The organism is Dehalococcoides mccartyi (assembly GCF_001889305.1).
Taxonomy (GTDB): Bacteria; Chloroflexota; Dehalococcoidia; order Dehalococcoidales; family Dehalococcoidaceae; genus Dehalococcoides; species Dehalococcoides mccartyi_A.
Window position 1 is genome coordinate 899,838 of the sequence record NZ_CP013074.1, and the last position, 19,713, is coordinate 919,550.

General features: G+C 47.0%; 19 protein-coding genes. 12 read left to right on the plus strand and 7 right to left on the minus strand.

Annotated elements, in window-relative coordinates:
• Positions 1-42 precede the first annotated feature (42 nt).
• Positions 43-375, minus strand: a complete 333-nt coding sequence (locus ASJ33_RS04870) for a Smr/MutS family protein (protein ID WP_236886577.1) — start codon at positions 373-375, stop codon at positions 43-45.
• 107 nt (positions 376-482) lie between these two features.
• On the opposite strand from ASJ33_RS04870, the gene hisF reads away from it, so the two are divergent.
• Both hisF and ASJ33_RS04880 read left to right on the plus strand, forming a co-directional pair.
• Entirely contained in the window at positions 483-1,259 is a 777-nt protein-coding gene (hisF, locus tag ASJ33_RS04875) for an imidazole glycerol phosphate synthase subunit HisF (RefSeq protein WP_041330956.1), read from the plus strand.
• A 104-nt stretch (positions 1,260-1,363) separates the two neighbouring features.
• The gene (locus ASJ33_RS04880) at positions 1,364-2,416 is read left to right on the plus strand and encodes a DUF128 domain-containing protein (RefSeq protein ID WP_012882117.1); all 1,053 of its coding nucleotides are present in this window, start codon (positions 1,364-1,366) and stop codon (positions 2,414-2,416) included.
• Positions 2,417-2,456: 40 nt separating this feature from the next.
• Here the strand turns inward: ASJ33_RS04880 and mtaB are convergent, their stop codons facing one another.
• The gene (gene mtaB / locus ASJ33_RS04885; RefSeq protein WP_023652379.1) at positions 2,457-3,707 is read right to left on the minus strand and encodes a tRNA (N(6)-L-threonylcarbamoyladenosine(37)-C(2))-methylthiotransferase MtaB; all 1,251 of its coding nucleotides are present in this window, start codon (positions 3,705-3,707) and stop codon (positions 2,457-2,459) included.
• A gap of 88 nt (positions 3,708-3,795) precedes the next feature.
• Here mtaB and fabF point away from each other — a divergent pair, with 88 nt between their 5' ends.
• The 3 genes from fabF to ASJ33_RS04900 are packed head-to-tail and all read left to right on the plus strand — an operon-like array spanning position 3,796 to position 7,396.
• Entirely contained in the window at positions 3,796-5,064 is a 1,269-nt protein-coding gene (fabF, locus tag ASJ33_RS04890; RefSeq protein ID WP_041330958.1) for a beta-ketoacyl-ACP synthase II, read from the plus strand.
• Entirely contained in the window at positions 5,048-6,748 is a 1,701-nt protein-coding gene (recJ, locus tag ASJ33_RS04895) for a single-stranded-DNA-specific exonuclease RecJ (protein ID WP_041330959.1), read from the plus strand. The genes fabF and recJ overlap by 17 nt, the downstream gene beginning before the upstream one ends.
• Positions 6,749-6,763: 15 nt before the next feature.
• Positions 6,764-7,396, plus strand: coding sequence for a glycerol-3-phosphate acyltransferase (locus tag ASJ33_RS04900; protein WP_023652382.1), 633 nt, complete (start codon positions 6,764-6,766; stop codon positions 7,394-7,396).
• 116 nt (positions 7,397-7,512) lie between these two features.
• Here the strand turns inward: ASJ33_RS04900 and ASJ33_RS04905 are convergent, their stop codons facing one another.
• From ASJ33_RS04905 to ASJ33_RS04915, 3 genes are all read right to left on the minus strand, one after another.
• Positions 7,513-8,295, minus strand: coding sequence for a prolipoprotein diacylglyceryl transferase (locus tag ASJ33_RS04905; RefSeq protein ID WP_041330961.1), 783 nt, complete (start codon positions 8,293-8,295; stop codon positions 7,513-7,515).
• 66 nt (positions 8,296-8,361) lie between these two features.
• Positions 8,362-10,656: a DEAD/DEAH box helicase gene (locus tag ASJ33_RS04910; RefSeq protein WP_041330963.1), complete on the minus strand. Its 2,295-nt coding sequence runs from the start codon at positions 10,654-10,656 to the stop codon at positions 8,362-8,364.
• 11 nt (positions 10,657-10,667) lie between these two features.
• Positions 10,668-10,964 carry a DUF503 domain-containing protein gene (locus ASJ33_RS04915; protein WP_023652385.1) on the minus strand — a complete coding sequence of 99 codons (297 nt, stop codon included), beginning with the start codon at positions 10,962-10,964 and terminating at the stop codon, positions 10,668-10,670.
• Between the two features lie 179 nt (positions 10,965-11,143).
• On the opposite strand from ASJ33_RS04915, the gene rpsO reads away from it, so the two are divergent.
• From rpsO to ASJ33_RS04950, 7 genes are read left to right on the plus strand one after another with little or no spacing between them, the layout of a single operon-like run.
• Positions 11,144-11,407: a 30S ribosomal protein S15 gene (gene rpsO, locus ASJ33_RS04920; RefSeq protein ID WP_010936671.1), complete on the plus strand. Its 264-nt coding sequence runs from the start codon at positions 11,144-11,146 to the stop codon at positions 11,405-11,407.
• 40 nt (positions 11,408-11,447) lie between these two features.
• Positions 11,448-13,610: a polyribonucleotide nucleotidyltransferase gene (locus ASJ33_RS04925; RefSeq protein WP_023652386.1), complete on the plus strand. Its 2,163-nt coding sequence runs from the start codon at positions 11,448-11,450 to the stop codon at positions 13,608-13,610.
• 16 nt (positions 13,611-13,626) lie between these two features.
• Positions 13,627-14,418, plus strand: coding sequence for a 4-hydroxy-tetrahydrodipicolinate reductase (gene dapB / locus ASJ33_RS04930; RefSeq protein ID WP_041330964.1), 792 nt, complete (start codon positions 13,627-13,629; stop codon positions 14,416-14,418).
• A gap of 10 nt (positions 14,419-14,428) precedes the next feature.
• Complete coding sequence (locus ASJ33_RS04935; protein ID WP_041330966.1) at positions 14,429-15,445, plus strand: aspartate-semialdehyde dehydrogenase; 1,017 nt, start codon at positions 14,429-14,431, stop codon at positions 15,443-15,445.
• Positions 15,446-15,447: 2 nt separating this feature from the next.
• Entirely contained in the window at positions 15,448-16,341 is an 894-nt protein-coding gene (gene dapA, locus ASJ33_RS04940; protein ID WP_012882128.1) for a 4-hydroxy-tetrahydrodipicolinate synthase, read from the plus strand.
• A gap of 2 nt (positions 16,342-16,343) precedes the next feature.
• The gene (locus tag ASJ33_RS04945; RefSeq protein WP_023652390.1) at positions 16,344-17,009 is read left to right on the plus strand and encodes a GNAT family N-acetyltransferase; all 666 of its coding nucleotides are present in this window, start codon (positions 16,344-16,346) and stop codon (positions 17,007-17,009) included.
• Complete coding sequence (locus ASJ33_RS04950) at positions 16,969-17,598, plus strand: GNAT family N-acetyltransferase (RefSeq protein WP_023652391.1); 630 nt, start codon at positions 16,969-16,971, stop codon at positions 17,596-17,598. The genes ASJ33_RS04945 and ASJ33_RS04950 overlap by 41 nt, the downstream gene beginning before the upstream one ends.
• A 114-nt stretch (positions 17,599-17,712) precedes the next feature.
• Here the strand turns inward: ASJ33_RS04950 and ASJ33_RS04955 are convergent, their stop codons facing one another.
• Together ASJ33_RS04955 and ASJ33_RS04960 are read right to left on the minus strand one after the other, a co-directional pair.
• On the minus strand, positions 17,713-18,984 hold the full coding sequence (locus ASJ33_RS04955; protein WP_041331738.1) for an adenylosuccinate synthase: 1,272 nt from the start codon (positions 18,982-18,984) through the stop codon (positions 17,713-17,715).
• A 105-nt stretch (positions 18,985-19,089) separates the two neighbouring features.
• The gene (locus tag ASJ33_RS04960) at positions 19,090-19,671 is read right to left on the minus strand and encodes a CDP-alcohol phosphatidyltransferase family protein (RefSeq protein WP_041330968.1); all 582 of its coding nucleotides are present in this window, start codon (positions 19,669-19,671) and stop codon (positions 19,090-19,092) included.
• Between the last annotated feature and the right edge of the window lie 42 nt (positions 19,672-19,713).

Sequence of the window (19,713 nt, forward strand, 5' to 3'; positions counted from 1 at the left end):
GCCTATCATTTCAATTTATTATTAAAACTGGTTATTCCAGCTTTAACGCCGCTCCAGATAAGCAATTGTCACACCCGAACCACCCTCGCCGTATTCTCCCAAGCGATAAGACTGTACAAGAGAATGCCCTTTCAGCTCTTCCCAGACCAGCCCGCGTATCACTCCGCCGCTTTTGCCGTGTATAATTTTTATAACCATATGCCCAGCCATAAACGCATCATTCAAGTATTGTTTAAACGCCGGCAGAGCTTCATCAACAGTCAGATGACGAAGGCTTATTTCATTGGGCACGTTGTCCGGGCGGCTTCGCTTCAAGTTGTACGGCACAAGATATCTTAGCATCATGCCCATATGCGGGCAATATTGCGGTAACATTGCCGTATACTGTTTACCTTACAGACTTTACTTCTAACCTCCAAATAGAATACTATTCCCTTGCAGGTTAAAATATCTGACTGTAATTAAACAATATCGGCGGTGCGGTGAAACCCGTAAAGATTATTCCTTGTTTAGACGTTAAAGATAACCGCATAGTTAAGGAAATAAAATTTGCCGATATGGCAGACGCTTATGACCCGGCTGAAGCGGCTTTTATTTATTCCACTCAATGGGCAGATGAGCTGGCGTTTCTGGATTTGACGGCCACGCTTGAAAATAGGCCTATTCATACGGACTGGATAAAAAATATACTATCTAAAAGCGGCTTGCCCTTGATTGCAGGCGGCGGTATCAGTAAATTAAGTGATATTGAAAGTTTACTGGCAATAGGTGTAAGTAAAATAGCTCTAAATACTGTTACTCCTCAAACCAAATCATTTGTCAGTGATGCTGCAGCCAGATTTGGTAATGAACAGATAATAGTAGCTATAGACGGCATTAAAAACCCGCCAGGGTATGGACGCCCAAGACTTGAAACTGTTATGCCAAATGGAGATGTCAAACCTAAACTGGAATTGGTAAGTTGGGCAAAGCAAATGGAAGCGCAAGGGGCAGGTGCCATCTTGCTTACCAGCAAGGATGCTGACGGCACTAAAGACGGCTATGATTTAGAAATGACCAGAGCTGTTGCCCAGTCTGTCAAAATACCGGTAATTGCCTCCGGTGGTGCAGGCAAACTTGAGGATATGTATACTGCGGTGACCGAAGGCGAAGCTCAGGCGGTGCTGGCAGCTTCAGTTTTTCATTCCGGTATCATAAAAATACCTGAACTAAAAAAATATTTGCATTCAAAGGGTATTCCAGTAAATATGCCGCATTAAATATATTTCCCTCAGAACCGCCACCCCTTTTTCTCTAACAGCTTCGTAGATTTCTCGTCAGATATACGGCAAACTATTGCCTTATATGCAAAGGCACTGTTACAATGAATAAAAACCTTACACAGAGGATGAACTTGATAAAACAAGACGGGCGCGAAGTAGAACGTGAGAAATTAGCCATTTTACGGGTTTTGGCCAGCTGCCAGACACCAGTTGGCAGTAAAATCATTGCCCGCCGCCTGAAAAATGAATACGGGGTTGACCTTTCGGAACGGGCAGTCCGTTATCATCTGATACTGCTTGACGAAAGGAAGATGACCTGCAAGATTAGCCGCCGTGATGGCAGAAGCATTACCCAACTGGGTCTTGAAGAGCTGGAAAATGCCATGGTCACCGACAAAGTGGGCTTTGTCATTGACAAAATTGAACGGCTGGCCTACATGACCGATTTTGATCTGGATACCCTAAGCGGCATGGTGCCGGTAAATATTTCTTTTTTTGCCAAAGACCAGTTTAAACCCGCTCTCAGGTCCATGGCACAGGCCTACAAAGCCAATTTATGCGTAAGTGATTTAGTGTGTATTGTTCATGAGGGAGACAAGATTTCGGATATCACCGTTCCTGCCGGTCAGGTAGCTTTCGCTACTGTCTGCTCTATCGTGATAAACGGCACTCTTCTCAAGGCCGGTATCCCCATGGATTCCCGCTTTGGAGGTACTCTGCAGTTTCACCAGCATAAACCGTGGCGATTTACAGACATGATTTACTATACAGGATCTTCACTTGACCCGTCTGAAATATTTATTGCCAGCCGAATGACCAGTGTTTCAGAGGTAGCCCGAAGGGGTGAGGGGAAAGTTCTCTGCAATTTCCGTGAAATACCTGCTGTAAGCCTGCCGCTGGCTGAAAAAATAATAGCAAAGCTGAAGAATGCCGGAATAAACGGAGTACTTATGATGGGAGAAGCCGGCAAATCAGTTTGTGAAATGCCGGTAGGTTTGAACAAAGTCGGCATGATAATGATGGGCGGGCTTAATCCAGTAGCCGCAGCGGTTGAGAGCAACATACCGGCTGCCAGCCATGCTATGAGCGGTTTAGTACCTTACAGCAGTTTTACAAGCTACTGGGAAGCAGCAGGGATTAAGAAACCTGTTTAACCAGGCACTATCCGTCCTTATATATGCCTTTGGCATAAAGTTAAGCCTGCGGGTATATTTCGGTTGCCAATATCCCATCCGTATGTATCTTTCCCAGTTTCACTCTTGAGATGGTATTAACCGGTTTTTGGTTGAATTTGCCGTATACCCTTATATAATCAGGGGTATATCCAAACCAAAGTCCGCCTCGCGTCTTATTCTCCCAGAGTACATCTCTTTCCATGCCAATTTTTTGTCTGCGATGCTGCAGACTCGCATTTTTTGCCACAAACATCATCTGTAAAAGACGTGTTTTTATAACCGCAGGGTCTAATTTTCCACTCATAGTTGATGCAAGAGTACCAGGACGCTCGGAATATGGGAAAGGATGCACCCTTGCAAAACCTGCTTTCTCCACATATCTCAAGCTTAGTAAAAAATCTTCATCAGTTTCACCCGGAAACCCAATTATTACATCTGTAGTAACAGCCGTATCCGGAAGACAAGCACGTATACTCTCTAGTGTGCGGGTATAATCAGTCAAAACGTATGGGCGTTGCATAAAACTTAATATGCGGTCACTGCCGCTTTGCAAAGCTATGTGAAAATGGTTACACAACCGCGGATTTTGCCATAGGGCTAAAAGCTGTGGTGTGATTTCATTCGGTTGTAATGACGATAACCGCAAACGGGGTATGTAAGTACATTCCAGTATAGATTTAATCAAGCCTGCCAGATTAAACCCACTAGATGCGTACTCGCCTATCTCCGTACCTGTAAGCACAATCTCCTGATACCCTTCAGCTTGCCTTAGGTTTATTTCGCTGATTATTTCGTCAATCCCACGGCAGCTCTTATTCCGCCTGACAAACGGTACAATGCAATATGAACAAAAGTTATCACATCCGTCCTGTATTTTTATAAAACTGCGTGTCCGCCCATGCTCATATAAAGCCTTAGCAGAAACTTCCAGCGGGAAAAGGCGAACAATTTCAGCAACAATATCTGCTTTCCGCTCGTTATCCAGTATCAGGTTGGCATCCGGGCAAGTTATTCCATCTCCCCCGTTTTCGGCATAACACCCGGTCAGGCAAATGAACCCGTTTGGATTGTGACGGCGGGCAATACGTACCTGATAACGGGCTTTGCGGTCTGCCACATGGGTAACTGTGCAGGTATTCAGAATATAAATATCCCAGTTATCCTGCGGGCTGACCAGGCGGTAGCCTGCCTCCGCAAATTCACGCCCAATAGCCTCTGTCTCAGCCTGATTCAGCTTGCACCCCAGTGTATCTAAAGCTATATTAAACATTAAGTCAGATTATACCAAAGCCTCCCCAAACTTGCAGTTAAAATATGCCTGTGTTATAAATAGCCAATTTAACAACTGAGGTGAACAGATGACTGATAACCAGCCCCAAAACAGGGTTGTCATAACCGGTATCGGTATTGTCAGCCCTCTTGGACTTGATACCCAGACCACCTGGGAAGGCCTGATAAACGGCCGTTCAGGTATAGACCATATCAGCCTCTTTGACGCATCAAATCTGGCAGTCCGCTTCGGCGGAGAAGTTAAAGATTTTGACCCTGCAAATTATATATCCCGCAAGGATATCCGCCGTATGGATCGTTTTGCCCAGCTGGCAGTAGCTGCCGGCAAACAGGCACTTGAAAATTCAGGTCTAAGTATAAATGAATGCACCAGTCAGGATATCGGGGTAATTGTAGGCAGCGGTATAGGCGGACTTTCGGTTCTTTTTGAACAAATCAAAGTTTTCCTGGAACAGGGGCCGGACAGAGTCAGTCCCTTTTTAGTACCCATGATGATTGCAGACATGGCCGGGGCCCAGGTATCTATCCAACTGGATCTTAAAGGGCCTAATTTCTGTACTACTTCGGCCTGTTCTTCGGGGTCAGACGCCATAGGCACAGCTTTTGAAAAAATACGTTTCGGTTCTGCTAAAATCATATTGGCGGGCGGTGCCGAATCCATTATGAACCCGGTAGGTTTTGCCGGTTTTTCAGCCCTAAAAGCCCTGTCTACCCGCAATGAAGACCCCCAGACAGCTTCACGCCCGTTTGACGCCAACCGGGACGGCTTTGTTATTGCAGAGGGTGCGGCGATTATGGTACTCGAAGAACTGCAAGCCGCCAAGGCCCGCGGGGCGAATATTATTGCCGAGATAATTGGTTACGGCGGTTCTTCAGACGCTTTCCATATCACCCAGCCGGTGGAATCCGGAGTTGAGGCCGCACGTGCCATAAACATAGCCCTTAATAGCGCCGGCATCAAACCGGAAGCAGTAGATTATATAAATGCCCATGGCACTTCTACTCCGCTCAATGACAAAATGGAAACCAACGCTATAAAAGTTGCATTCGGAGAACATGCCCGAAAACTGGCTATCAGTTCCACCAAATCTATGCTGGGGCATCTCATAGGCGGGGCTGGGGCTATTGAAGCATCTATATGCGCGCTGACTATTAAAAACGGAATTATACCTCCAACCATAAACTACACAACGCCTGATCCAGATTGTGATCTGGATTACACACCCAACACAGCCCGCAAAGCCAAAGTAAAGGTGGCACTCAATAATTCGTTTGGGTTCGGCGGGCATAATTCGGTGCTTATCCTCAGGGAAATGGGCAGTGAAAATATTGGCTAATTGCCTCTGGAAACTAAAACCGGCACCTCCGGAAAAGACTAGCCAGAATTTTCCTTATCCGCCCTTGATTAGCCGTTTGCTTCATAACAGGGGTATTGAAACCGTTGAAGAAGCTGAGTTATTCCTGTCATCAGACAGGCGTCTAAATCATAACCCATTCTTATTTCCTGATATGGAAAAAGCGGTCAGCCGTATCTACAAAGCCTTGCTGACAGGTGAAAAAATAGTAGTATACGGGGATTTTGATGCTGACGGGCTGACGGCTACAGCAGTTTTAACCACCGGCATTGCCCGTTTGGGAGGGAATGTAATCCCTTACATTCCTCACCGCGTTACTGAAGGGTATGGTTTAAAAATATCCGCCCTTGAAAAACACCGAACAGAGGGTGTTTCACTTATCATCAGCACAGACTGTGGCATCACCGCTATACCTGAAATAAAGCGGGCAAATAAAATCGGGCTGGATGTGATAGTCACAGACCACCATACCCCGCTAGATGAACTGCCGCCTGCATATGCCATTATAAACCCCAAAGTACCCGGCGAAACCTACCCTTTTAAGGAACTGGCAGGAGTTGGGGTAGCGTACAAACTTATACAGGCTTTATACCGCAACTTGGGGCGGGAAGATGAAACCAGAGATTTACTGGACTTGGTAGCTATAGGCACAATTGCTGATATAGTACCCATTCTGAATGAAAACCGTTATCTGGTAAAAGAGGGCATCAAATTCCTCAATGCCGAACCTCGTCCCGGCATTATTGAAATGGCACAGCTTAGCCGTCTGCATCTAGGGGAAATAGAACCGGAGAGCATTTCGTGGATAATGGCACCCCGCCTGAACGCAGCCGGAAGGCTGGAACATGCTCTGGCAGGATATAAACTGCTTACCGCCACCACCATAAGTGATTCTCAAGAACTGGCACTCTGGCTTGAAAACAAAAACACCGAACGCCAGCAGCTGACCGTTCATTTTGTAGAAAAAGCCAGAGCTAGGCTGGATACACAGTTTCTGCCTGCATTACTTATATTCATTGATGCCGAATGTCCGCAAGGTATCAGCGGGCTTGTGGCAGGCAGACTGTCCGATGAATATTACCGTCCGTCTATTGTTATAAAGACCAACGCAGATTCGGCTACAGGCAGTTGCCGCAGCATACCGGATTTCAATATCATTCAGGCCCTCAGCCGCTTTGCACATCTGTTCAGCCACTTCGGCGGGCATGCCCAGGCAGCCGGTTTCACCCTGCCCATAGAAAATTTGGATGCATTTGTCCAAGGCATATCCGCTTATGCCGAAGAAACCCTAAGCGGTGTAGAACTGAAGCCGTTTATAGATATAGATATAGACACAGATCTAAGTGAACTCTGCCCGGCCACCCTGCGTGAACTTGAGAGGCTGGCTCCATTCGGAGAGGCAAACCCGAAACCTGTGTTCCTAAGCCGGGGGCTGAATATTACTGATTACCGCTCCATGGGCAGCAACAACGAACACCTGAAATTGCGTATTAAACATAAAGGCCGCTTCTGGGATGGAGTGGCCTTTCGCCAGGCAAAAGAACTGAATGGTTTTCTCCAATCCCCGGTGGATATAGTGTATAATCTTGAACAGGATAAATGGTGCGGAACAGATACACTCCGCCTGAAGATAATTGATATGTCACCCGCAGGTACCAAGATTTAATAAAAAGGTGAGCAAATGAATAGTTTGATAATGGTTATAATTGCCCTCATTGCCGCATATTTTATCGGCTCTACCCCTGCCCCTTATCTGGCAGGGCGGATTTTTAAAGGCATAGATATCCGTACGGTAGGCTCTAAAAATATGGGGTCTATGAATGTTTTTTACAATGTGGGTTTCTGGCCGGGTATTCTGGTACTGGCGGTAGATATAGGCAAAGGTGCTCTGGCTATGGCAGTTGCCAACTGGCTAGGTGAAGGGCTGGGTATCCAGATGCTGTGCGCCCTAATGGCCATTGCCGGGCATAATTACCCGGTATGGCTAAGATTTAAGGGCGGCAAGGGCGGAGCAACTGCCATAGGTATTCTGGCCTATATGATGCCAGAGGGCATTCCTATATATATCGCTTCTTTTCTTATCCTTATGGCTATTACCCGTTTCCCCACCTTGAGTTACGGCATTTCATTTATCAGCTTCATACTGGTGGCATGGCTTGGACAGCATGATTTGGGGAAAGTGCTATTTTCCCTTTTGGTAGTTATGATACCCATACTTATGTACATACCCCGAATGAAAGAGATAAAAAATAAGGCCGGCTCCGGCAATGCCAAACGGGCTATCTTCCGTAAAAACCTTAAAGAACGGCTTTAATCTTATTTTCCCAGAGCAGACAGAATAATTAAAGACTTGCAGATTTACTTTAAATACATTTGCAAGTCTTATTTTTAATGCTAATAATCCTAAAGTTTAACCTAAGCGTTTCGCGCTTAAGTTATCTTGTCCGCTGCCTTTTGGTTCCGTAAACGGTATATAAAGAGCGGAACAGCTATGGCAATAAGTATCAGTCCCACTACCTGAGCCTGTTCCAGCCCCAAAGCAAAATCATCATTTACCCGCACAAAACCAATGGCGACTCTCCAGGCGGCATAGAGGCTTATGTAAAGCAGGAAAAGCTGTCCGTCAGGTCGCAGCTTTTTGGCAATAAATAAGCTAAAGGCAAAAAGACACAGTAAAAAAATAATTTCGTAAGCCTGGGTAGGTGCTACCGCTATACCATGCGGAGCAGCTGTGGCAGGGTTTGTATAAATCACACTGCAGCCGCTGCCGCCGTATTCACCGTAACAACAGCCATTCAGCAGACACCCCACCCGGCCTATCGCCTGCCCCAGCAGTATGCCCGGAACAGCCACATCCAGCAAGTAACCCAGATTGAAGTGGGAATAACGGCTGTAAATCCACAAGCCTATAGTTGCACCGATAATAGCCCCGAATATGGTTAAACCTTCACCGCTCAAAATAGCTCCGGGGTTAAGGCTGTAATATTCCCAGGCATCTATAACATGCAGAAGCTTTGAAAAAATAATGCCGGAAGGAATAGCAATAATAGCCGCAGTCAGCACCGTATCATAAGAAATATCGGCCCCGCGTTTAATCCGCCAGAATATCCAGGAAATCAGTGCCACCACACCCAGAGCCATCATGATTCCGTACCATTTGATCACCAGCGAACCGATGCTGAAGGCTACCGGGTCTACATTTATTTCAAACATAAATACCAGTCCTGTTTCAATTTTTAAAAAGTACTATATTAAAATTATACCCGAACAAATTCAGCATCACAAACAGGCTTTGCCCAGGCATCTTTCAAGTACGGCTTTAGCCCCGTTTTTATCCAGTGGTTTGTTATTATTGCCGCACTTGGGTGACTGAACGCAACTGGGACAGCCGTCTATGCAGGTGCATTTTCCAATAACGTTTCTGGCGGCTTCCCAAAGGTCGTTGATGACTTCATATCCCTTTTCGGCAATACCTACCCCGCCGGGGTGTCCGTCATATATAAATATGGCCGGGGTACCGGTATCCGGGTGGAGCGGGGTAGAAACACCGCCGATATCTCCCCGGTCACACAGGGCAAATAAAGGCAGCAGCCCGATAAGGGCGTGTTCGGCGGCGTGGATAGCCCCGTGAAAATCCATTTTAGTTTTTTCCATAGCGGAGACTATATCAGAAGGCAGTTTAAACCAGACAGCTATAGTGGGAAAAGTCTGCGGCGGCAAATCCAGCTGCTCCTCGCTCAATACCTGCTCTGTGAACTGGGCTTTACGCCTGTAGCCGGTTACAGTTAAAGTAACATCCACTTTGCCCAGATATACGCTGATATCCCCCACCAGTTTGTTTTTGAGCACTTCAATTATGCTTATTTCGGTAAGGTCACGGGTAACCGTATAGTAGTCCAGTTTTTTCTTTTCCAGCAGGGCTATCTGGGAATTAAGGTCAAAACGGCTTACCAGATAGCTTTCACCCTGATGCAAGTAAACCGCCCCGGGATAAGCTTGCAAAAAGGCGGTTTGAAAGTCCAGCGTTTCAATAATCTGTCCGCTTTCGGCATCTATTAGACAGAAATCCTTGCCCGAAGCCGAACGGATACTGATATCTCCGGCAGGGTAAGAAATATCGGCTGACAGATAATAATTGTCCCGCCGCTTATTAAGCACTCTTTCCTGAGCAAGTGTATCCAGCTCCTCAATCAGGTTTTCACCGAACATATCCGTTTCACTTGCGTTTACCGGCATCTCCCAGGCGGCACATAAAAGATGAACCCTGTAGATATATGAATTTTCCGGATTGATAAAAGTGCCTTCAAAACCGCTGTTAAACAGTTTTTCGGGGTTATTCATATAATACTGGTCAAGGGGGTTATCCAGCCCCAGCAAAAAGGAAAGTGAGTGGCCGCACCTTCGGCCGCTTCGTCCTGCCTGCTGAAAAGTGCTGGAGATACTGCCCGGAAAGCCGGTCAGTATGGTAGCCCCCAGGTCACCTATATCTATTCCCAGCTCAAGTGCATTGGTGGAAACCGCCCCAAGCAATCTGCCTGAGAAAAGCTCTTTTTCTATCTTGCGGCGGTCTTCGGCGGTATACCCACCCCGGTAAGGCTTGATGAGGTCTGCAAACTCCGGCTTTATGGCTATCAGGCGGTCACGCGAATATTTATAAATAAGTTCGGTCAGCCGTTTGGTACGGGTAAAGTCCAGGGTACGGATTTCGTGGCTGACCAGTTCGCTTAAAAGAAACGAAGATTCCGAGTTAGCGCTATGGCGTATGCCGTTAGCCGGGTCAATAATGGGCGGATTCCAAAAAACAAAATCTTTTTCTGACCTGGGAGAGCCGTCATTATCTACCACTGAAAAAGGCAGCCCGGTCAGACTTTGGGCATGAACGCCGGGGCTGGCTATAGTAGCCGAACTGAGAATAAACTGCGGGGAACTGCCGTAGTAACGGCAAAGACGCCTAAGCCTGCGGATAATATTTGCCAGATGCGAACCAAACACCCCCCGGTAAATATGGGCTTCGTCTATCACCACATATTCCAGGTGGCGTAAAAACCGCCCCCACTTCTGGTGAAAAGGCAGTATGGAAACATGGAGCATATCCGGGTTTGAAAGTATAATCCGGGCTTTCAGGCGTATATTCGCACGGCTGTTGCCGGGGGTATCGCCGTCATATACAGCTATTTCCTCATCTGCCAGGAGTGAAGGCACTGCTAGGGATTTCAGGCTCCGCAGCTGGTCCTGTGCCAAAGCCTTAGCCGGGTAAAGGTATAAAGCTCTGGCATTCGGGTCTGAGAGCAGTTTTTCCAGCACCGGCAGGTTATAGCACAAGCTCTTACCGCTGGCCGCCGGGGTGGCCACTATGATATTCTTCCCCTGCCGGCTAAGGTTTACAGCATTTGCCTGATGGGTGTACAAGGGCAAAATCCGTTTTTTTCTGAGGCGTGCATCTATCCGGGGCAACAGCGGGGCGTCAGTTCTGGCATATTCCGCCGGACGGTAAGGCAGGCGTTCAATATGGGCTATCTGCTTCTGATAATCAGGCAGTGATGCAATATAGGCTAAAAATTCGGTAGTTTCCAAAAGCCTTTATCCTAAACCGCCATTATTTCAATCTGAAAATCACGTATAACCAAATCAAACCCGCCGTCAGTCACAAAAGCCAGTACTTTATTCAGTAACTGGTCAGCCACCGCGGCACTGTTGCTGATACAGCTTATACCAATAACCGCCGTCTTCCATCTGTCCATTTCTTCGGCTTCGGCTACCGAAAGATTGAAACGGTTTTGCAGTTGCCTGATTAGCGGCTGAATAAGCTGGCGCTTGCCCTTCAGCGAGGTATTTTCAGGCAAGTCCAGCCACAGTTTTAATATACCGGCGTGCAAACTCACACAAACACCTCTTTTAAAGCCCTTAAATGAATATAGCGTTACCCATATATTACGTCAAGTAAACACTTGCCGGAATATGGTATATTATACCTAAATATAACGCATTTGTTTTACAACACAGGTACAGTGTGATATAATTTTGACTTTAAATTGAGTAGAATAACATAAGGGGAATAAGTTTGGACAAACAGGAAAAATCTCTGATTATTAACGAATTCAAAAAGAGCGAAAACGATACCGGCTCTACTGAAGTGCAGGTAGCCTTGCTCACTGCCCGTATTCACCAGTTAACCACCCACATGATTGCCAATAAACATGACTTTCATACCAAGAGAAGCCTGCTTACTTTGGTTGGCCGCCGCCGCCGCTTGCTCTCATACATGCGCAACAATAACGGGGCCGGTTATCAGGAGCTTATTGCCAATCTTGGCCTTAGAAAATAAATATTGCCAAGGCAAATAACCCTGTAAGGAGATTACGTTATTGATAACTGCCAACTCATTTGAACGAACTATTGGCGGCAGAAAACTTATTATAGAGAGCGGGAAAATGGCCCGCCTTGCAGATGCCGCAGTAACTATCCGCTATGCGGATACCGAATTACTGGTAACACTTTGTGCTGCCAAAAAACCGCGCGAAGGGGTGGATTTCCTCCCCCTGACTATAGACTATGAAGAGCGGATGTATGCCGCAGGCAAAATCCCCGGCGGGTTTATCCGCCGCGAAGGACGCCCCAGTGAACAGGCTATTTTGGCTGGACGTCTAACAGACAGACCTCTTCGCCCCCTTCTCCCCAAGGAGTGGCGGAATGAACTTCAGATTATTATCACCGTAATTGCCTCAGATAAGGAAAATGACGCCGATATCTGGGGTGTAGTGGGTGCTTCCACTGTTCTTGCCATGTCTGAAATACCCTACGAAGGTCCGGTTGGAGCCAGCCGCGTAGGTTATATAAACGGTGAATTCGTGCTTAACCCCACCTTTGCCCAGCTGGAACAAAGCCAGATGGATTTGGTGGTAGTCAGCACCCGCAAAGCCGTGGTTATGATTGAAGCCGGGTCTAAGGAAATTCCCGAAGACCTTATGATTAAAGCGATTGAGTTTGCCCACCAGGCAAATCAGGAGCTGATTGACCTTCAGGATGAAATCCGCGCCAAGCTGGGCAAGGAAAAACTGCCGGTGCCGGTGCTGGAAATACCTGAAGAAGTCAAAGCAGCGGTAGCCGCCTTTGTAAAGGGGCGGGTAAACGAAGCTCTGAGCCATCAGGACAAAACCCTCCGTGAAAATGCGGTTGAAGCCCTTCAGAGCGAACTGGTTGAAGCTTTGGCAGAAACGTACGCCGAGGGCGATATTCTGGCTGCTTATGATAAAGAAATCAAAAAGGCTATCCGCTCAACTATACTTGAAAAAGATATCAGGGTAAACGGACGGGGCATTAAACAGCTTCGCCAGCTGGACGCTGAAACAGGTATTCTGCCCCGCGTTCACGGCTCAGCTTTGTTCACCCGGGGTGATACCCAGGTTATGGCCGTTACCACTCTGGGTTCTTTACAGGAATCCCAGCAGCTGGATGGCTTGAGTGCCGAAGATACCAAGCGTTTTATGCTTCACTACAATTTTGCCCCCTTCTCTACCGGTGAAGTTAAGCGTTCCGGCTCCCCCGGACGGCGTGAAATCGGCCATGGTGCTTTAGCCGAAAGGGCTTTGGTGCCTGTCCTGCCCACTCCCGAAGAATTTCCCTATACCATTCGTATGGTAGCTGACGTAGTCGGTTCATCAGGCTCTACTTCTATGGGCAGTGTCTGTTCGTCCAGTTTGTCACTTATGGATGCAGGTGTACCCGTTAAAAAAGCTGTTGCCGGTATCTCCATCGGCCTTATTACCGGTGAAAATGATACCTACTGCACCATTACTGATATTGAAGGTATTGAAGATAACTACGGCGATATGGATTTCAAAGTTGCCGGTACCCGTGACGGCATAACCGCCATACAGGTGGACATGAAGGTCAAGGGTATCAGCTTTGACGTTATCCGTGACGCTATATATCAGGCCAAAGAAGCCCGCTATACCATACTGGAAGTAATGGACAAGGCTCTTGCCCAGCCCAAGACCGAGCTTAGCCCTTACGCCCCCAGAATGTACAAGATAAGCATTGACCCCTCCAAGATTGGCAGTGTTATCGGCAGCGGCGGCAAGACTATCCGCTCTATTATTGAGCAGACCAATACTACCGTTGATATTGAAAATGACGGCACAGTGGTCATCGGTGCTACTGACGAAGCTTCGGCCCAAAAGGCTATCAAGATAATTGAAGACCTGACTAAAGATATTGAAGCCGGCAGTGTTTACACCGGTAAAGTTACCCGGATAATGACCTTCGGCGCTTTCGTTGAAATCCTGCCCGGCAAGGAGGGCATGGTACACATAAGCGAACTGGCTGACCACAGAGTAGAAAAAGTGGAAGATATAGTCAAGGTTGGTGATGAAATAACGGTAAAAGTTACCGAGATTGATTCCCAAGGCAGAGTAAATTTGTCACGGCGGGTCATTCTCAACCCCAACGCCGTACCCATTTCACGTAACCGTGATTCCCAGCCGCGTCGTTCCGGGCCTTTCCGCCCTCAAGACCGGTCCAACTCATAATATATTAGGAGGCGCTATGACACCTATAAAGGTTGTAGTTCACGGTGCCTCAGGCAAAATGGGCCAGGAGGTCTTAAAGACCCTGTGCCAGGAAAATAACCTTCTTCCGGTGGGAGCAGTGGATATACGGGCTGAAAGCCCATCCCTGACCCTGCCGGACGGAAGCGGCTCTATCCCCTACTCGGCAGACCTTTCATTTATCCTCTCGCAGACCAAGCCGGATGTAATGGTAGATTTTACTATTGCCAAGGCTTCCATGCCTGCCATCCGCATTGCCGCCGCCCACAAGGTTAATCTGGTTATAGGCACTACCGGCTTTTCGCCTGAAGAAATATCAGAAATTGAACTGCTGGCTAAAACCAATGACATCGGGATTATAGTTGCACCCAACTTTGCCCTTGGTGCTATAATAATGGTTCATTTGGCACAGGTTGCTTCACGTTTTCTTTCCAGCGCCGAGGTGATAGAACTTCACCATGATAAAAAACTTGACTCACCCTCAGGTACAGCTTTGGCCACAATAACAGCCATGCTGAGAGCCCGTGGTGAGGCTTTTAACAAACCGACCAAGGAAAATCTGACTGATGCCCGCGGGCAGGAACATGATGGTATAAGGGTGCACAGCGTACGCCTGCCGGGTCTGCTGGCACATCAGGAAGTGATTTTCGGAGCGGCCGGTCAAACGCTGACTATACGGCATGATGCCTTTAGCCGCGAATGTTATATGCCGGGTGTTACACTGGCAATAAAAGAAATAGTCCAAACCAAAGGTTTTGTTTTCGGTCTGGACAAACTGCTTAAGCTTTAGGAGGCAGTCCATGGGTTACAGAGTGGCCATAGTAGGTGCTACCGGTATGGTAGGTCAGGAATTTATAAAAGTACTGGAGAAACGGGATTTTCCGATGGATACCGTTTCACTCCTGGCGTCAGACCGCTCTGCGGGCAAGAAAATGATGGTCAAAGGCGAGGAAATAGAGGTCAGGGAGACCGCCTATGATTCGTTTAATGATGTGGATATCGCCTTGTTTTCAGCCGGTGCGGATATCTCCCGCCATTTTGCGCCTATCGCCGCCCAGCATAAAGCCATAGTGGTGGACAACAGCGCCGCATTCCGTATGGATCCGAAAGTACCGCTGGTAGTGCCTGAGGTAAATATTGAAGACATTACCAAGCATAAAGGGATTATTGCCAACCCGAATTGCTCTACAATTCAAATGGTAGTTGCCCTGTACCCTTTGCATCAGGTAAATCCGATTAAACGCATTGTAGTAACCACTTTTCAGGCTGTATCCGGTACAGGTATAAATGCAGTTGACGAGTTGCGTGCTCAAACACGCCAGTTGCTTGACGGACAGAAGGCTGTTGCCCATGTATATTCGCATCAGATTGCTTTTAATGTACTGCCGGAAATTGATGTCTTTTTTGACAGCGGCTATACCAAGGAAGAATGGAAAATGCTGGAAGAAACCCGCAAGATTATGCATGCTGATAACATACAGGTTTCAGCTACCTGCGTCAGGGTGCCGGTATTTACCGGCCACTCTGAAGCAGTAACTGTAGAATTTGAACGTCCCATGGAACCGGAGCAGGCACGTGATATACTTCTCCGCTCACCCGGCGTCAAAGTACTGGATGAGCCGGCTGTAAAGCTCTACCCGCACCCCTGGCTGGCCACCGGCACCGACGAGGTATTTGTGGGACGGATACGCAAAGACATTTCCAACCCCAATGGTTTGGTTATGTGGGTTGTGGCTGACAATGTCAGAAAAGGCGCTGCCTTAAATGCAGTCCAGATTGCCGAAGAACTGGTAAACCGCGGCATGATAGGAGGTTAGAAATGAAAGACTTAGGCAGACTTATTACCGCTATGGTAACCCCGTTTAAAAAAGATGGGACAGTAGACTATGTTCAGGCTCAGAAACTGGCTCTGGGGCTGCTTGATTCAGGCAGTGATGGTCTGGTGGTAGTTGGCACTACCGGTGAATCCCCTACCGTTACCTGGGAAGAAGAACACGCCCTGTTTGCGGCTGTAAAATCTGCTGTCGGCAACAGGGGAAAGGTTATTGCCGGCACAGGTGCCAACAGCACTCAGGAAGCACTGGAAAATACTTTGAAGGCTGAAAAAATCGGGGTAGATGCCTGTTTGCTGGTAGTACCCTATTATAATAAACCCACTCAAGAGGGTCTATATCTTCATTTCAAGACGATTGCTGAAGCCACCAAGCTTCCCTGCATACTTTATAATGTACCCTCCCGCACCATCACCCACATGAGCCCGGAAACAGTAATCCGCCTGAGCCATATACCTAATATTGTAGGTATCAAAGAAGCCAGCGGCAAACTGGACGATATCGCTCAGATAATAAACAATGTCCGCCCTGATTTTACTGTCTGGAGCGGAAATGACAGCGATACTCTACCCATGCTTGCAATGGGGGCTTACGGTGTTATCTCGGTAGCTTCACATTTGGTGGGTAACCAGATAAAAGACATGATAACCAGCTTTGTGTCAGGCAATACGGATAACGCAGCCGCTATTCACCGCCACCTGACCCCGCTGATACGCTCACTTTTTGTTGTATCAAACCCCATACCCATAAAGTATGCCCTGAATTACCTGGGGTTTAATGTAGGCGGGCTGAGACTGCCCATGACCGAAGCAGATGAAAAGACCGCCGCCCTTATACGTGAAAGCCTTAAGGGCTATACTATCGACCTGCCTATAAAATAAAAATGATACAGTCTGACAATGGTCTCTACCGTTTGGAAAAAACGGATATAAAGCATCTTGCCCAAGCAGCAGCCGAAGCATTCAAGGATGACCCGCTCACTTTGTATCTCCTACAGGGGAATACTCAGAAAGCCCGGCGGCTGCCGATGGTTTTTGAGTACTATGCAGCACTTGGTATAAAATACGGACAGGCTTATGCCTCTTCTCCAAATATGGAGGCGGTTTCAGTTTGGTTTGATGCCCCGGTGCGTATTTCCCTCTTGCAACTTATCAGCTGCGGTTTCCCTGTAAAAAACCTCTGGTGCGGGTTTAATTACTTTCAGCGGGATATGCAGTTAAACAATCTGTGTGACAAAATGAGAGACCAGCTATACCCTTTTAGTAACAAATACCTTGCTTTGCTGGCTGTAGCCCCCAAACACCGTTCAAAAGGGCTTGCCAGTAAAGTCGTCCGTCCTATTCTGGCGGAACTTGACCGGAATAATATAACGTCTTATCTTGAAACCCAAAATTTGCAGAATGTAAATATGTACCGCCACTGGGGTTATGAAGAAATAGGCTCTTTCAGTATACCCCTAGGCAATATTTCACTGCATGCCATGCTCAGGAAAAACAGAAAGGACCAATATGGAGGAAATTCCTCTTCAATATCTCTACAAACTGAATAAATCAGATATACCCAGAGCAGCTGAAGTCTGTGCCCGTGCTTTTCAGAATGACCCTATAATGAAGGAGATTTCAAATGGGAAAGCGGGTATAGATGCTCTTTACCGGATTTTTGAATATATTTTAAAAACCGGGATGGATATCGGGCAGTCATATGCTAGTTCCGCTAACCTGGAAGGAATAGCCCTTTGGGAACCGAATAATGTCCATAAAACATTTCGTCAGCGTATCAGGCACTTGTCCTACCTTTTTCAGGCAAGGAACCAGCTGCCACTTTTAACTGAAATGTCCAGAGTAGATAAAATTAGCCAAAGCCTGCGAACCAAACATGCTCCGGCTATATATTTTCACCTTGCTCTTCTGGCCGTTAACCCTGAATATCAGGGCCACGGGATAGCCGGGCATTTGATACGCCCCATGCTGGACTTTATGAATCAAACAGGCATACCGTGTTATCTGGAAACACAAAGCCCTGAAAATGTGTCTATGTATGAGCATCTGGGTTTCAAAACACTGGCCAGTCAGAGGATTTCAGGTACCAGCCAAACCATATATGGTATGTTGAAAAACCCTGACGGCAAGGTGTCTTAGTTTTTACAGCTAGAATGTAAATATAAAATCCGTCTTGGCAACTATTTGAATTGCAAAAATGGAATAAAAAAGGGGGCTTTTAAGCCCCCTTCGGTATTTAGAGAAATATTAGGTTTATTTGTAGATAGTCTGTTCGCGTGAAGGGCCAATACAAACTGCACTCATCCGGCAGCCTATAAGCTCCTCAATGCGGCATATATAGTCTTTTGCTTCATTCGGCAGATCTTCATAATTTCTGACTTCTTTAGTAGAACAAAGCCAGCCAGGCATCTCCTCATAAACAGGCTTGCACTTAGCAAGTTCCCCTGAGTTTGCTGGAAAATATTTGATTATCTTGCCGTTAAGCTCATACGCAGTACAAATTGATATGGTAGGTAAAATATCCATAATATCCAAGCGGGTCATTATGGCAGTGGTCATACCATTTATCTGGCAGCTGAACTTTCCGGCCACCGCATCAAACCAACCTATCCGTCTGGGACGGCCAGTAGTTGTACCGTACTCGTGGGCTTCATCACGTATGGTATCCCCTGTTTCATCTAAAAGCTCGGTAGGCATTGGCCCGCCGCCAACTCTGGTACTGTAAGCCTTGAAAACACCCAGTGTAGCACTTACTGAAGCCGGTCCTATTCCTATCCCCAGACAACCGCCGGCTGCCAGAGGCGAACTGGAAGTGCCATAAGGATAAGTGCCAAAATCAGGGTCAAGCAAAGCCCCCTGTGCACCTTCCATTATTATCTTTTTGTCCTGGCTGATAGCCTCTTCAATAATATGAGTGGTTTCTTTGATATTGGGTGCCAACTCTTTTCCCCATTTGAGGCAGGTTTCATAAATTTCATCCAAAGAAATAGGCGCTGCGTCATACACTTTGGTAAGCAGCTGGTTTTTACATTCCAGTACATACTCCAGCCGCTCACGCAGATATTCGGGCAGAAGCAAATCACCTACCCGTATGCCCATACGGGCATATTTATCCACAAATGCAGGCCCTATCCCCCTTCGGGTAGTACCCAGTGATTTATTTCCTCTGGCCTCTTCTTCAAGCCCGTCCAGCAGTATATGATATGGCAAAACCAGATGAGCCCGGTCACTTATAAAAACATTGCTAACATTCACGCCGCGGCTGATAAGTTCATTGCGTTCACGTATGAAAACATCAGGATTTATAACCACCCCATTGCCGATAATGCATTTCACACCGGGATAAAAAACCCCTGAAGGAATAATATGAAGTTTAAACTCACCCATAGGGTTGATAACAGTATGACCCGCATTATCACCGCCGGAGAAACGTACTACGTAATCAGCCTCCTGGGCCAGCATATCTACAACTTTGCCCTTGCCTTCATCCCCCCACTGTCCACCGACTATTGCTGTAACAGGCATAACTCCCCCAATTTTGGCTTTAAACATATTTTATCCCCTCACCCAACTACCAGTTGCCGAGGGGAAACCGATAAAGTTTAACAGATTAGGCTGATAAAGTCACTATCATTTGGTCTGGCGGTAAACATTTACAAGCCGCTGAATGACAGTTATCAAACTTAACACGCTTACCAGCACCAACACCGGCACAAGTATGTTAAACATCATGCCTATAGCCAGGGCAACCACCCGTTCAGGTCTGGTAAAAAACCCTTCCTTGCCTTCAAGCCCCATGGCTTCAGCTCTGGCACGTATATAGCTGACCATCAGGGATAAGGTAAGGGTAACTACCGCAAGCACTACTTCAGGTGTTTGCCCATTTTGAGAATAAAGAGCGCATATACCTATAAGTATTGCCGCTTCCGAAATCCTGTCCAAAGTAGAATCAAGTACTGCCCCGAAGCGGGTAACCTTGCCGGTACGTCTGGCCAGTGCTCCGTCCAGCATGTCAAATACACCTGCCAGCAGCATAACAATCCCTGCAAGCAACAGATTTCCATTCACTATAATCCCGGCTGCTACCAGGGTAATAATAAAACCGGTTACCGTAACCATATTGGGGGTAAGACCGGTTTTAGCTAAAAGGTTTATAATGGGATTGGTGACTTTTAGGGCTATTTCCTTACGTAAGCTTGCCATACCAGACATTATATTCAGACTCTTTTCTGCCCTGAGTTGAAGGCAACAGCC

Excerpts from the sequence above, each read along its gene's own strand:
- ASJ33_RS04870 (WP_236886577.1), bottom strand. The coding sequence starts at position 375 with ATGTTACCGCAATATTGCCCGCATATGGGCATGATGCTAAGATATCTT.
- ASJ33_RS04880 (WP_012882117.1), top strand. The coding sequence starts at position 1,364 with ATGAATAAAAACCTTACACAGAGGATGAACTTGATAAAACAAGACGGG.
- mtaB (WP_023652379.1), bottom strand. The coding sequence starts at position 3,707 with ATGTTTAATATAGCTTTAGATACACTGGGGTGCAAGCTGAATCAGGCT.
- fabF (WP_041330958.1), top strand. The coding sequence starts at position 3,796 with ATGACTGATAACCAGCCCCAAAACAGGGTTGTCATAACCGGTATCGGT.
- ASJ33_RS04900 (WP_023652382.1), top strand. The coding sequence starts at position 6,764 with ATGAATAGTTTGATAATGGTTATAATTGCCCTCATTGCCGCATATTTT.
- ASJ33_RS04905 (WP_041330961.1), bottom strand. The coding sequence starts at position 8,295 with ATGTTTGAAATAAATGTAGACCCGGTAGCCTTCAGCATCGGTTCGCTG.
- dapB (WP_041330964.1), top strand. The coding sequence starts at position 13,627 with ATGACACCTATAAAGGTTGTAGTTCACGGTGCCTCAGGCAAAATGGGC.
- ASJ33_RS04935 (WP_041330966.1), top strand. The coding sequence starts at position 14,429 with ATGGGTTACAGAGTGGCCATAGTAGGTGCTACCGGTATGGTAGGTCAG.
- dapA (WP_012882128.1), top strand. The coding sequence starts at position 15,448 with ATGAAAGACTTAGGCAGACTTATTACCGCTATGGTAACCCCGTTTAAA.
- ASJ33_RS04945 (WP_023652390.1), top strand. The coding sequence starts at position 16,344 with ATGATACAGTCTGACAATGGTCTCTACCGTTTGGAAAAAACGGATATA.
- ASJ33_RS04950 (WP_023652391.1), top strand. The coding sequence starts at position 16,969 with ATGGAGGAAATTCCTCTTCAATATCTCTACAAACTGAATAAATCAGAT.
- ASJ33_RS04955 (WP_041331738.1), bottom strand. The coding sequence starts at position 18,984 with ATGCCTGTTACAGCAATAGTCGGTGGACAGTGGGGGGATGAAGGCAAG.
- ASJ33_RS04960 (WP_041330968.1), bottom strand. The coding sequence starts at position 19,671 with ATGTCTGGTATGGCAAGCTTACGTAAGGAAATAGCCCTAAAAGTCACC.